13 protein-coding genes are annotated in these 13,003 nt (G+C 67.9%); 4 read left to right on the plus strand and 9 right to left on the minus strand.

Annotated elements, in window-relative coordinates:
* Window positions 1-150: 150 nt before the first annotated feature.
* The 3 genes from ACFYPM_RS19300 to ACFYPM_RS19310 form a co-directional block, all read right to left on the minus strand.
* Window positions 151-1,155 (minus strand): hypothetical protein, encoded by a 1,005-nt coding sequence (locus tag ACFYPM_RS19300; protein ID WP_387198436.1) that lies wholly within the window; start codon window positions 1,153-1,155, stop codon window positions 151-153.
* A gap of 226 nt (window positions 1,156-1,381) precedes the next feature.
* Window positions 1,382-1,867, minus strand: coding sequence for an NUDIX domain-containing protein (locus tag ACFYPM_RS19305; RefSeq protein WP_387198439.1), 486 nt, complete (start codon window positions 1,865-1,867; stop codon window positions 1,382-1,384).
* Between the two features lie 38 nt (window positions 1,868-1,905).
* Window positions 1,906-3,264, minus strand: coding sequence for a hypothetical protein (locus ACFYPM_RS19310; protein WP_387198441.1), 1,359 nt, complete (start codon window positions 3,262-3,264; stop codon window positions 1,906-1,908).
* Between the two features lie 372 nt (window positions 3,265-3,636).
* Between ACFYPM_RS19310 and ACFYPM_RS19315 the strand changes: the two genes are divergently transcribed.
* A complete protein-coding gene (locus ACFYPM_RS19315; RefSeq protein WP_387198444.1) occupies window positions 3,637-4,785 on the plus strand; it encodes a helix-turn-helix domain-containing protein in 1,149 nt (382 codons plus the stop codon).
* Here ACFYPM_RS19315 and ACFYPM_RS19320 read toward each other — a convergent pair.
* Together ACFYPM_RS19320 and ACFYPM_RS19325 are read right to left on the minus strand one after the other, a co-directional pair.
* Window positions 4,775-7,120, minus strand: a complete 2,346-nt coding sequence (locus tag ACFYPM_RS19320; protein ID WP_387198447.1) for an ATP-binding protein — start codon at window positions 7,118-7,120, stop codon at window positions 4,775-4,777. The two genes, ACFYPM_RS19315 and ACFYPM_RS19320, sit on opposite strands and share 11 nt — an antisense overlap.
* Window positions 7,121-7,177: 57 nt before the next feature.
* Window positions 7,178-7,789, minus strand: coding sequence for a DUF6879 family protein (locus tag ACFYPM_RS19325; protein ID WP_387198450.1), 612 nt, complete (start codon window positions 7,787-7,789; stop codon window positions 7,178-7,180).
* Between the two features lie 376 nt (window positions 7,790-8,165).
* Here ACFYPM_RS19325 and ACFYPM_RS19330 point away from each other — a divergent pair, with 376 nt between their 5' ends.
* A complete protein-coding gene (locus tag ACFYPM_RS19330) occupies window positions 8,166-8,564 on the plus strand; it encodes a hypothetical protein (protein WP_387198453.1) in 399 nt (132 codons plus the stop codon).
* 421 nt (window positions 8,565-8,985) lie between these two features.
* On the opposite strand, the gene ACFYPM_RS19335 is transcribed toward ACFYPM_RS19330, so the two are convergent.
* The 3 genes from ACFYPM_RS19335 to ACFYPM_RS19345 form a co-directional block, all read right to left on the minus strand.
* A complete protein-coding gene (locus ACFYPM_RS19335) occupies window positions 8,986-9,777 on the minus strand; it encodes an SDR family NAD(P)-dependent oxidoreductase (protein WP_387198456.1) in 792 nt (263 codons plus the stop codon).
* Between the two features lie 534 nt (window positions 9,778-10,311).
* Window positions 10,312-10,503, minus strand: a complete 192-nt coding sequence (locus ACFYPM_RS19340; RefSeq protein WP_387198460.1) for a hypothetical protein — start codon at window positions 10,501-10,503, stop codon at window positions 10,312-10,314.
* Window positions 10,504-10,536: 33 nt separating this feature from the next.
* On the minus strand, window positions 10,537-10,719 hold the full coding sequence (locus ACFYPM_RS19345) for a hypothetical protein (RefSeq protein WP_387198463.1): 183 nt from the start codon (window positions 10,717-10,719) through the stop codon (window positions 10,537-10,539).
* A gap of 135 nt (window positions 10,720-10,854) precedes the next feature.
* On the opposite strand from ACFYPM_RS19345, the gene ACFYPM_RS19350 reads away from it, so the two are divergent.
* Window positions 10,855-11,187 (plus strand): hypothetical protein, encoded by a 333-nt coding sequence (locus tag ACFYPM_RS19350; protein WP_387198465.1) that lies wholly within the window; start codon window positions 10,855-10,857, stop codon window positions 11,185-11,187.
* Between the two features lie 39 nt (window positions 11,188-11,226).
* On the opposite strand, the gene ACFYPM_RS19355 is transcribed toward ACFYPM_RS19350, so the two are convergent.
* Complete coding sequence (locus ACFYPM_RS19355; protein ID WP_387198468.1) at window positions 11,227-12,159, minus strand: NmrA family NAD(P)-binding protein; 933 nt, start codon at window positions 12,157-12,159, stop codon at window positions 11,227-11,229.
* Between the two features lie 103 nt (window positions 12,160-12,262).
* On the opposite strand from ACFYPM_RS19355, the gene ACFYPM_RS19360 reads away from it, so the two are divergent.
* Entirely contained in the window at window positions 12,263-12,850 is a 588-nt protein-coding gene (locus tag ACFYPM_RS19360) for a TetR/AcrR family transcriptional regulator (protein ID WP_387198471.1), read from the plus strand.
* Window positions 12,851-13,003 lie beyond the last annotated feature (153 nt).

Genomic DNA, 13,003 nt, shown 5'->3' on the forward strand with positions numbered 1-13,003 from the left:
GGCTAGGGCAACGAGTAGAAGGTCAATTCCTGGATGATTGGACCATGGGTTGAGAACCCGAAATAGCCGACGTCGTAGCGAAGCCCGGACTCCAGTTAGAGCGTCGCGAACTGTGTGTCCCATGCCACCACCTCCCTCTGGAGGGTATAGCTAGGGTGTGACAGGATCCGAGGCGTCCGATCCCGCCTCGATCGCTGGCCGTGGCCTCTGCTTGAGCGAAAGAGCCCTCGGAGCCGACAGGGCCTGCTCTATGACAATTTTGTCGAGGGTGGATGCAAGTTCAGGTAGGTCGCCACGCTTATTCTCGATGGCTCGGTAGATCGCATCGATAGCAGAGTGGACCCTAACCGATTTTCCGTCCTTGTCGGTGACAGTGATCTTAGCCTTCGCGGTCAGACGGTTATTTAGGAAATCGACAGCCTCGGTCCTTTCGTTCCCATCGTCGTCAATGGATATCAACGAAGCAAAGGCTTTCTTGAAGTCTCTTGTGGCAGCGAGGCTTTGAACTTCTTCTAGTAGGTTCCTCCGCTCGCGCGGGCTCGGCGCAACCTTCAACTCAAGGCTGATCTCAACATCACCAATGCGTTCTTGCATTCGATATGCGGCATCAGCTAGTGCGCTGCTTTGCCGGATGCGATCCGGATGGTCTGCTTCAAAAGTCACCTTGACCAATTTGGCTGATTTCGCGCTATAGATTTTTTCCATTACCCGTGCGTCGATTACCGGGACAATCTCGACTTCCTCGTCAAGGACCTGATGCTGGTTTATCCAGGCAGCCAGGGTGCTAACTCGGGGTGCGGCATTGGATCCTAGTACGAGCCCCAAGGAATTTGTTTTCGGAATGAAGTGGATAAACGTCACTTCTACGTATGGGCTTGACGCATCGGACTCTGTATCAATCAGCTCGTCTTTGCCGAGGTCGAGGGACGATACCTCGTCCCGCTTCCGAGCAAGCAGCAGGTGCCAGATGCCCTTATAGTGGTAGGATTTGCCCCAGTGGTTGGCTCCGTTTATGAAGTGTCGACGCTCTTCGATCGATTGCTCGGAAATGTAGCTGAGGAGCTCTTGCCAATTCACTTTATCGCCGAAAGGCTCGCCGGTGGCGCTCCTGACTTGATAGAAACTGATTTGCGCATTGCGGCGCTTTCCGGCCAATTTTCCTCCACCAGTCGAACAAGCATAGGTCAGCAGTGGCCACCGGCTGCGCGTGGTGCGCAACGGGTTGCGGTTCTGCGTGCCCCGTTCAATCTTCTCTCGACAGAATAGACCTTGCGCGTCAACTCATCGCACTCAAGCCTCCCCGGCTGGGTGGCAACTGTCGGATTCCCGATCCTCTTGGGCAGCGGAAGTGCATAAAATGGTCACAAGAGTGATTGTTTGCCTACGTCCGCCCGGCGGAACCGCCAGCTAGGTAAGCGGGAACTTTGCTGGCTCGGGCGTGTGCGGCCGCGCGGACTCGGGGAGCGACGTTCTCGGGTAGGTGCCGTTCCGCCTCGCCTAGCGAGAAGAAGGCAACCTCGTCCAATTCTTGCCCAGGTAGTTCGAGATCGTCCAGCGTCGAGAGAGTCCCGCAGTCGAATGTCAAGCTGATAATCGCGCGGGGTCGCTCTCCCGCCGACGGTGCCCAGTCGACGACGAGCAATCCGCCGACCACCAACGTGAGACCCAACTCCTCGCGGACCTCACGTGCACAAGCTTGGTGTGGGAACTCATCTTCCTCTATGTAGCCTCCTGGGAAGACCCAGTGTTCCCTGTAGAACGGTTTGACAAGAAGCACCTCGCCTGCCGGGCTGGTGATGAAGGCCGCAGCAGCGGCGTAGAAAGAGGCCAGGTTGGCGTACCACGCCGTGGGCTCCGTCCAGGTCACCTCGATGACGGTAGCGGACGTGTCCAGATGCACTCGCGTCAGCAGTCGGCTGAGCTGGTCGTGAGAGTATGCAATATCTCGTTAACCTGGGGCTTTGCCTGCTGCGGGCTGAGTGCAGTAGTGAGTTCGCGGACGCGGGTTTGAACACGTGCGGACTGAATGCCCGCATTGTGCTGCGCTAGCTTCCACGCCCAGTTGCAGGCGGCTTCGGTGTTCCCAGCGCGGGCATGGGTCACAGCGATGAGGGCAGTGTGCAGGGCTCGAGTTCGGATGTTCTGACTGCCGAGGGTGAGCGCGTCGGGAGCGTGTCGAAGCGCCTGTGTGTATAGATGCAGGTCACCCAGGCACCTTAGCGCCGCCCCGGCGAGGTGGGCAGGGCTGAAGTAGCCGACCCAGCGCGGACCGAGATCTGTGTCCGCCCGATCGAGAGCACGCTCAGCCTTCGTGAGAGAGAGCTGGCAGGCACGTCGCTCGCCTGACTGTCCGTACGCAGTAGCGGCGGTGGCATGCAGCCGAGCGAGGACAGCGGCGGGCGCGCGTCCGGCCCCGTCAATGGCCGCTTCGATGAGCCGCGCTGCCTCCCGGGCATGCCCCACGAACACGGCCTGCGTGGCCAGGTTGGCCAGCAGGTGGGCACCGTAGAGGCGGTCGTCGGCCGCCTTCGCGAGTCGCAGACCGAGGGTCACGTGATGTTGCGCTATGGCGTGCTCGCCCGCGTCGTACGACATGAAGGCGAGCTGGCCGGAGAGCGTTGCCGCCGCGCGCACGAGGTCGCGCCCCACGGCGTCGGTGTAGGTGCCGCGCAGCATGGGCGCGACCTGACGTGCGAGGAAGTCCGCCATGACGGCACGGGTGTTTGGAGAGCCGCTGCCGTGACGTCGGTCGAGGTCGGTGAAGTGGTCCGCCAGGGCGTACAGCGACTGAACGTCGGTGGCCGTGACTTGCCGTCGGCCGGAGCGGTTGACCGTCTCGTCGGGCAGGTCATACCGCCAACTGAGCGCCGCCTGAAGGGCCTTGCCGCTGTCGAACGCTCCGCTCGAATGCTGATCGATGTGCCTGGCGAGCCTCGTCCAGGTCTGCTCGGCGGTATCGATCGCACCGTCAACGGAGGCGGGGTAGGCACATGTTCCGATGCTGTCTGCTGTGTCGAACCCCAGCTCCCTAGCGGCGACCGAGCGGCCGAGCTTGCGGGCCAGTGTTTCGGCCATGGCGGCTTGGACGTGCTCGCCAGGCCGACGACCGCGTAGCCACCAGTAGACGCTGGCAGCGTCATACCGCCAGGCACCCTCGTTGCGGCCGGCGTGATTGAGCTGGCGAGCGAAGGCGGCGTGGGCGTTGCCATATCCGGCTGCCCGGAGCATTCCTTCAAACGCCGCGTTCGTCACCGGTCGCGTCATTGTTCCGCCTCCAGGCATGAGCCAACTACTACTAGTGACGAGCCTATGGGTTGTTTCGGTCTTGTGGAGACTGGCGCAACCCCGCGCAACCCACGTCTTGAGCAGCGCAATGGGACGCATCGTTCGTCATCTGGTCGGTTACCGAGCAGCCCGCTTCGCTAATCACAGGAGTTCGTGGGCGACGGCGACAATCAGTCCGTCGCGCCCGACTGACGGAGGTGGGCGTGCTAGGCGACGAGCCCGTGAGCAGGGGCGAGCAGTCAGAGGCGGCCGAACGGGAGGCTGCCAAACAGCGCCTCTTGGCCCAGGCCGAAGCGGACCGCGTACCCGTAAACGACACGACCCGCGCGGTCCCGGACCGGCGGTGGCGGCGTGACAAGCGATGACCTCCCGATCGGTCGCCGGGTGGCCCGCTGGCGGGTGCGGCGGTCGATGACGCAGCAGATGCTCGCCGACCGGCTGCGCAGGTCGAAGAGTTGGGTGGACAAGGTGGAGCGGGGCGTGCGCGCCCTGGACCGGTACTCGGTCATCCAGGAGCTGGCCCACGTCCTGCGGGTCGACCCGGAGGTGCTGCTCGGCCAGCAGCCGAGCACCCCGGCGGGCACGCCGGACGGGGTGGACGACATCCGGGCCGCGTTCGCCCGCTACGACATCCCGCAGGCCCCGGCGCAGACGCCGGAGGAGTTGCGGAGGCAGGTCGGGTACGCCTGGTTGTCCTACCAGCACGCGCACTACGGGCAGTTGGTGCGGGTGTTGCCGGGTCTGCTGGACGCCGTCCAGGGCGCGCGGTCGGCCGAGGTGCTGGTGCCGGCGTACCGGATCACCTCGTCGCTGTTGGTCAAGCTCGGCGAGGCCGACCTGGCCTGGCTGGCCGCCGACCGCGCGATGGCCACCGCCGCCGACGACCCGGCGCTCGCGGCGACGGCGGGCATCTCGGTCAGCCAGGCGCTCCGCGTCGCCGGCCGCGACGGCTTGGCCCTGGCCGCGTCCCTCGCTGCCGCGAGCCGGGTTCGGCTGCAGCGGTCGGCGGGGGAGTGGGCGGTGGGTGGGACGCTGTTGGTGCAGGCCGCTCTTGCCGCCGCTGGCAGCGGCGACCACCACCGCGCCGGGGAGTTGACCGACCGGGCCGCGGGCGTTGCCGCACACCTTCGGGGGTACGACGACACGCACCGCACCAGCTTCGGGCCGATCGCCGTCGACCTGGCTCGGGTGGTGGTGGCGGCGCAACGGGGTGACGCCGACGAGGCGCTGCACGGGCACTCGGGCGTGGTGCGGCGGGAGGGGTGGCGGCGGTTGCCGGCCGAGTATCGGGGCGCGTACCTGGTCGATGTCGCGCGGGCGTACCTCCAGGTGGGTGACCTGCGCGGGGCTGCCCGCGCCCTGGTGGACGCGGACAGTGTCGCGCCGGCTGAGGTTCGGTGCCGGCCGTTGGCGCGTACCGTGATCGCCGAGGTTGCCCGCGCGCAGCCGGCACCGGCCGGCGTGGCGCGACTGGCGACGCTGGTTGGCCTCACCCGCTGACCGGTCCTTCTCGGAGTCCCGACTCGACGCGCTGGCGCAGCCGTTGCGCACGGACGTCCGGGAACCCGGTCAGCAGCCGGACCGCCTCCCGCTGATGCCGTTCCGCCTCCTCGGCGTGCCCGGTCCCGGTCAGCGCCGCCGCCAGGTGATCCAGCGTCAGCGCGAGCTGCCAGCCGTCGCCGAGATCGCGGTGCATCGCGGCGGCGCGGCGGTGAAAGGCGATCGCTTCCCCCGGCTGCTCCAGCCGTTGATAAGCCGCGCCGGTCTCGTCCAGCGCCACCGCCTCCCGGCTGCGGTCACCCAGTCGGCGTTGAATCGTGGCCGCCCGGTGCGCCGCCTCCATCGCCGCGGCGGGGTGGCCAAGGGCACGCTGCACCCGGGCGTACTCCACCAGCCAGTGCGCCAACCAGACCGGGCTGCCGTTCTCGGCGATGACGAGCGCCGCCTTGATCGCGGCCAGGGCCTCGCCGGTACGGCCGAGTTCCCGCAGCGTCAGACTGAGGAAGAACAGGGAGTTGCCCTCCTGTCCCCGGTCGTCGATGCCCCGCTGCACCGCCAGTGCCTGCTCCAGCAGCGGCACCGCCTCGGCGAGGTCACCCAGCTCGTACCGGGTCTCCGCGAGATTGCTCAGCAGCAGCGCCCGCCACCGCTGGTCGTCGCGTCGCGTGAAGATGTCCAGGCTCTCGCCGAACCGGGCGAGCGCGTCGTCGAGTCGGCGGTGCCGCAGTGCCAACAGCCCCAGCGCGTTGATCGACACAGCGATGCCGTGCTCGTCGCGGATGTCCCGCCGAACAGTCAGCGCGGCCTGGTGGTGCTCCGCCGCCTCCACGAGCTGGCGGGCCTGGAAGTGGGCCTTCCCCAGACTCTCCAACGCCTCCGCCTCCGCACGCTTGTCACCCAGCGACCTGGCTGCCGCGAGACCGGTCCGGGCGGTGGCGAACCACGCGTCGAAGGCGTTGCGGTGCATGAAGACGCTGCGCAACAGCACCGCCAGGTGCCAGGCCACCCGGGGCAGGCCCGCGTCCGCCGCGGCGCGCGTGGCGGCGACGAGGTTGTCCTGTTCGACGGTGAACCAGCCGTCGGCGTCCTCAGCGGTGGCGAAGGACAGGGGCGTGACGTCGCTCGGCGGGTCCAGGGGCATCGTCCGGTAGAACGGCAGGGTGCGCCCCAGCGCGGCGTCCGCCGTGTGCAGATACCAGCGGAGTACGCGGCTCACTGCCTCTCGACGGCTCTCCTCGCTCTCCAGGTGTCGCGCCTGATCCGCCGCGTACGCGCGCAACAGATCGTGCAGTTGGTAGCGGCCGGGAGCGTTCTGTTCGAGCAGGTGTGCGTGCACCAGCGCGTCGAGCGGCTGCCGAATCTGCCCCTCCGGCAGGTCGGCGAGAGCGGCTGCGGCCGGCGCGCTGAGATCCGGGCCGGGTTGCAGGCCGAGCAGCCGGAACAGCCGGGCGGCGGAGGTGTTCAACGCCCGGTAGGACCACGCGAAGACGGAGCGGACCGCGTCGGCGTCGTCGCCCTCGTCGGCGCTGAGGGCGTCCCAGAGCGCCGACTCGTCGCGCAGGTCCCGAATCAGCTCGGCGAGCGGCATGAACGGCCGGCTCGCCGCCCGTTCGGCCGCGATCCGAAGCGCCAGCGGCAGCCGCGCGCACAAGCGCGCCAGTTCGGCCAGCTCATGTGGGTCGTCCCCGGCGCGATAGGGCGCGATCACGTCTCGCAGCAGGGCCACCGCGTCGCCCTCGGACAACACCCGAAGCGTCAGGCGCCGGCCGCCGTCGCGGCTGACGAGACCGGACAGCATGCTCCGACTGGTGACGATCACCAGGCAACTGTTCGTGCCCGGCAACAGCGGGCGTACCTGCCGAACGGAGGCGGCATTGTCCAGGAGCACCAGAACCCGCCGGTCAGCCAGTCGGGAGCGGTACAGCGCCGCGCGATCCTCAAGGTCGGGGGGCACGGCGGACGCGGGAACGCCGAGCGCGCGCAGGAACCGGTCGAGCACCTGTTCCGGGCCGCTGGGCTGGCCCGGATCGTAGCCGCGGAGGTTCGCGTAGAGCTGCCCATCGGGAAACCGCTGTCGTACGGCATGCGCCCATCGCAACGCCAGTGCCGTCTTGCCCACGCCTGCGGTGCCGGAGATGACGAAGAGGGTCGCGCGGACGGCCTCGTCGAGGAGGAAGCGATTGAGTGAGCCCAGCTCGTCGATTCGGTTGACGAAGCCGAACGCCTCGCCGGGCAACTGGCGAGCAGGCGGGTGGACGGGGAGGCGGTCTACGGCGTGGAAGTGCACCCCGCCGTAGACGTCGCGGGCCTGCACGACGTCGGCGGGGCTGGACACCGTGGACTGGTTGACATGATCTGGTCGACGTTCGTCTTCGCCCGTGCCGACCATCGCTCAGTCCACCCGCGGAGGCTCCAGTGGCGCCACCGCGCGTGCGAAGTATTCGTCCAGCGGCTCACCGTCGAGGTAGAGCGCCTCGATGAACTCCTGACACCGTGCCACCACGGCCGGCGTCCGCCACCGTCGCGCCGCTTCGAGTACGCCGTCGGCGTCGTAGATCGCCTCGTACATCACATCGGTGCCGAGAGTGTAGATCTCCGGCAGTGGACGGTCAGTCTCCGCGGAGGCGACCCGATCCGGCCCCACCACCCGGGTCAGACCGCCGCATTCGTGCCGCAGTCGCAACACGTGCAGCTCCCATTGCAGGTACGCGGTGAGCGGCTCCTGGACGACCCGTACCCGGCGAGTGGCGAAGCCGCTGACGGTGACACGTCGGTAGTAGTCCTCGAACTCGGGGCGTCGCGCGTCGAGAATCCGCAGCGACTCCTGCCACCGGCCGGCGGCGAACGCCTGCCAGCCCTCGTCATGAGGTTCCTTGAACGTCTGTTGCCGCTCCAGCTTGTAGAAGCCCGGCGGCCCGGTCTTCCAGAACCGCTGCTCGAAGTCGGCCCAGTAGTCGTCGAGGGCCAGCAGTTCGCCGAGGTCTCCGCCGAGGAGCTCACGCATCGGGGATGTCCACCTTCGCCGCGAGCATGGTTGATCGAGGGATGATGATAAGGCGTTCGCCGGGGTCGACTGACACGCCGTCGGGGAGTCTGTCCCGGTAGCTCTCGGTGAGATCCTGCCCAATGACGGCGACGTCCCCGTTGCTGAGCTCCCACACATCGGGACAGCTCCCGTCTCCGGAGGTGTTGCCCAACTCGTGCGACGACTTCCCCCAACGGCGACTGAGCTGGGCGGACGGGTCTGCTTCCCATCGGCGTGCGCTCACGACGGCCTCCAGCGATGTGGTGACGTAGGCACGGATAGTAACATTGAGCTGGTTGGATCGAACTCGGCCGAGCTGGGGCGCAGACCAGCGTGGCTGACCGAAGGGTGCGCAGTGGACGACACGCTCATGCTCATCGCGGCAACCACGCTCGTCGCGTGGGCGACCACCAGCCTTGCCGAAGGGGCACGATCTGCCGTGGTGGGCCTGACCGAATTCCTCCAGCGCCGCTTTCGCGGTGAGGCCGCCGTGCAGGATTTGGCGCAGGCCACCGGAGGGGCACCGCCGCCAGAAACTGCTCTTCGTCTCGCCGCGCTCCTGGAGCAGGAGGCGCTGCGTGACCCCGCTTTCGACGCGGAGTTCCGCGCCCGTTTCGCTCAGGTGCGGGCGGTTGTCGCGACCCAGTCGGGCAATGTGACAAATACGGTGTCCGGCGAGATCGGCGGGTCAGTCGTACAGGCTCGCGACGTCCACGGAGGCATCTCGTTCGGCAGCGATGACGGCCGACAATGACGCTGCTCCCCGCTGCCGAGGCGGACGAGGCGCTGCACAGGCACTCGACCGTGATTCGGCGGAAGGCGTGGCGGCGGCTGCCGGTCGAGTATCGGGCGCGTGCCTCGTGGACGTCACGCGGGCGTACCTCCAGGTGGGTGACCTGCGCGGCGTCGCACGGGCGCTGGTCAACGCGGACAGTGTCGCGCCGGCTGAGGTTCGGTGTCGGCCGTTGGCGCGTACCGTGATCGCCGATGTCATGATGCGCGGTCCTGACCCCGATCCCCGGCATCGCGGTCAGGACCGCAGCCCGGGGTCCTGCTCGGGCGGCGACGGAAGCAGCTTCGCCGCCCGGCCACGTCGCCGCTTACTGTGGGCTCGCCCCGATGATCCCACGGCCCGCCACCGGTACGGGCCTCGGCGGATCAATCCCGCTGCGGACTCAGAGAATCGTGGTCAGCACACCTCCATCGACGCGCACCGCCGATCCGTTGATTGCGGACGCGGCGGGACTGGCGAGGAAGGTCACGGCGTTTGCGATCTCACTCGGTTCGATGAAGCGTCCCAGTAGGGAGGTCTGATTGGCACCGATGATCGCCACTTTCAGGTCGTCCTCCAGCAGGGATTGGGCATCGGCCAGCGACCTGACCGTTTCGGCGACGCCGGTGGAATATGTGGGCCCGCCCAGCACCGAGTTGACGGTCACCGCAGTGCCCTTCGTCAGCTTCGCCAGGCCGTTACCCAGTGCGAGCATCGCCGTCTTGGACGTGCCGTAGTGAAGCATATCGGCGGGGATGTTGACGCCCGACTCGCTGCTCACGAACACGATCCGGCCCCACCCCCGATCGAGCATCGCCGGCATGAGGTGCCGGGCAAGCCGGACCCCGCTGAGCACGTTCACCTCGAAGTAGAGCCGCCACTCCTCGTCGGAAATGAGGTCGAAAGGTTTGAGCTCGTAGAGCCCGACGTTGTTGATGAGGATGTCGACGCCGGGCAGCTCGTCGCACAGCCTGTCGACGTCATCGACAACTGAGAAGTCGGCTTGGATACCTGTGACGGAAACGCCGGGCGCCTCCCGACGCAACACGTCGACAGCCTCGGCCAGCTTTGCCGGGTCGCGGCCGTTGAGGACGATGTTGACGCCCTCGCCGGCCAGGGCCTTCGCGGTTGCGTAACCGATGCCTTGACTGGATCCGCTGATGAATGCGGTCTTGCCGGTGAGTTGCAGGTCCACGTGCTGTTCTCCTGGTGAGTGGTCGCCGACCGGTGCCGGAACGGTGCACCCGCCGCAGTCGGCAGGCGCTCCTCTCGACCTTGCCGCAGACCGATGAGCATCTGATGAGCACCGCATGAGTGGCTGACGCTGGTGTGGTCGGGCCGTTGGTACCTGCGGCCACGGCCGATCGATCTGGCTGCAAGGAAAGTCCCGCCTCGGGGTTCCCGGGCCTGCCGTACCGGTCCGCGGTGATGACCCACTCACAACCCGGCGCTTCGCATGGCGGCCGCGGATGACGCCTCCGCACCCCACATTGTGGGTCGGAGCCGTTGTGTGCGACGCCAGTTTGGCCGGACCCATCATCTTTCGTCCGCAATCGCCCAGAATGTCGCGCACCGGTCATGGCAATCTGGGGTTGACCCAGTTGCTCGCCTCTGCCTGATCGTGTGGGACAGCTACGCGCGGCGCGGCGTGGGCCGGCGTGGCGCGACCGGCGACGCTGGTCGGCCTGACTCGATGACCGGCGGTCAGGGCTGTCGACCTCGCGCGGTGTCAGCTTTCAGAGCGCCGCCGTCGTTCCCTCAGCACGAAGCCGACGACCATGACGAGCAGGCCGACCGCGATCAAACCGCCACTCAGGTACCGAAGCGCTGGTGATATCTCTGGCCAGATGAACCTCGCCACCATGACCATCGCGAAGAACGCGAGTACGACCAGTGTCAGCGTTGCCTGTCGACGCAGCATCGTGTGTCTCCCCCTGATGTTCCGGCGGCTGGGTCAGTTCCGCTGTCGCCGCTGGCGCAGCAGGTGCACGAGCACACCAGTCATGCCCAGAATGATGACGCCGCCCGCGATAGCCACGAAGGCGTCTGGATGGCGTTCACCGATGGTGTCGGCGAGCACAAACCCGATGATGGTGCCGACGATGACGAGGAAGATGCCGAGAGGCGGATTCTTCACTGGGCTCGCTCCTCTGTGGCACGTGGGCCTGACCCCCCGGTAGTGCTCGAAGTTGTCTCCGGCCAAACCTCCGACCGGCGTTCGCGGGTGCTGCCGTCCCTGCCGCGTGGCAGCCCTGCGCTAGCGTGTGGCCCCATGGAACCCGTGCACCTGGCCCTGGCCATCGTGTGCGCCGCCGCCAACCTGGCCATGGCCGCCGTGCTGCTCGTCAAGAGCCGAGGCGGCACGACGGTGCGGCGGATCTTCGGCCGTCCGCAGCCCCTTCCACGCCTGCGGGCCGCGATGTACGCCTGCATCGGGCTGGGGCTGGGTGTCGGCTGGCTCGTCAAGGACGTCTTCCCGCCGCACTCCACGGGCGACACGGTGGTGTTCAACGCGGTGCGGATTCTGCTGGCCGCTGCGGTCGCCACCGCCCTGTGGAGCGCCTTCCGGTACCCGCGGTCCGTCCCCGGCCGGGCCGCACGCTGATGCGAGGCACGCCCGCCCAACCCGGTGGGCGTCAGCCACTCAACGCCGCGACGACTCCCGCAGGGCGTCGCGCGCCCACTGCGCGAAGGTCGTGAGGGGGATGCCGAGGGCCTGCGCGTACTCCGGGCGGGCCGGCTGCCCGACGACGTTCATCTGCTCGTGGGAGATGGCGGCGAACTCCGGCATGCCGGCGGCGATCGCCTCCTCCTCGGTCATGTCCGGCGCGCTCAGCTCGACGCCCAGCGCGTCGGAGAGGGCCTTCGCGATCTCCGTCATCGTCCGGTAGTCGCTCGCCAACTCCAGCTCGACCCCGTGGAACCGATCCGGCTCGGCGATGGCCGCGGCGGCCGCGCGGCCGATGTCGTCGGTCGCGACGAGGGAGAGCGACGTCTGGGGCTTGATGACGGTCGCCAGGCCACCGGCGACGCCACGGGGGATCAGGTATGCCATGGAGGGCAGGAAGTTGTCCATGAAGAAGCTCGGCTTGAGAAGCGTCCAGCGTTTGAAGCCCGCCTCGCGTACCCGGTCTTGAATGCCGGCCTTGGTGGCGTAGTAGGGCGCCATGGCCGCCCACCGGCCCTCGGCCCAGCCGGGCGTCTCGGTGTGCTGGCCGGCGCCGCTCACGGAGGTGTGCACGAACTGCGGCACCTCGGCGGCCAGCGCGGCATCGATCAGGTTGAAGCCCTGGGTCAGCTCACCGTCGAAGTCGATGGTGGTTTCGGTCATCGCGGGCATCTGCACCGAGAAGACGGCCCGGGCTCCCTGGGCCGCCCTGATCAGCGAGTCGCGGTCGCGGAGGTCGCCGGTGACCAGCTCGGCGCCGAGCGCCTCGACCGCCCTCGCCCGGTCGGTTGCGGGGTCACGAACCAGGGCTCGGACGGGTACGCCGGCCGTGAGCAGGGCGCGGGCCGTGGCGCCACCCTGCCTTCCGGTGGCGCCGGTGACCAGGACGGGTGCGAAATCGGTGGACATGACGAGTCTCCTGTCGCGGGGTGAATGTTAAACGGCGGGACCCGCCGTTTCCACTCGGCTAAGATATGGCGGACCCCGCCACTTAGCAACCCGAGGTGACGCCATGCACACCCAGCGAGCGGACGCCCGGCGTAACTACGCGCGCCTGCTGGCCGTGGCCGAGCAGGAGATCGCCGCGCACGGTGCCGACGCGTCCCTGGAACAGATCGCCCGCATCGCCGGAGTCGGCTCCGCCACCGTGCGTCGGCACTTTCCCAGCCGGCACGCACTGCTGGACGCGGTCTTCCACGGGTTGATCGAAACCCTGTGCGACCAGGCCCGAGCCCTGGCGGACGCGACCGACGCGCGGGCCGCGCTGCTGGCGTGGCTGGAGACCGTCACCGGGTACGCCGCCACCATGCGGGGGCTGGCCATGGCGATGACCCGCGACTGCACGACCGAACCCACCGAGGCGCACGAGCACTGCGCCACAGACCAGCTCACCGCGGCGGGTGCACCACTCGTACGCCGAGCCGCGACGGACGGCGCGGTGGCACCGGAGGTGACCATCAGCGATCTGCTCGCGCTGATCACCGGCATCGCCCTGGCCACGGAGCACCACCCGGACCCCGCCGCCGACGCGAGGCGGCTGCTCGCTTTGGCGATAACGGGAGTCAGCCCCACGCCGAGGAGCACCGTCTCCACGGGGTGAGCAACGTGCCTGGGTGGTCGGCCTGACGAGGTGGGGGCCTGTTCTGTTCACTCGCGGCCGACCCAGGTGGCGACGCACGCCTCATTGCCGCGACGCTCGTCGGCCTTCCCCGTTTGTTTCGGGCAGCGAGGTCACCTGGGCTGGTCCTGCGTG

Source organism: Micromonospora sp. NPDC005203 (assembly GCF_042872705.1).
Classification (GTDB): domain Bacteria; phylum Actinomycetota; class Actinomycetes; order Mycobacteriales; family Micromonosporaceae; genus Micromonospora.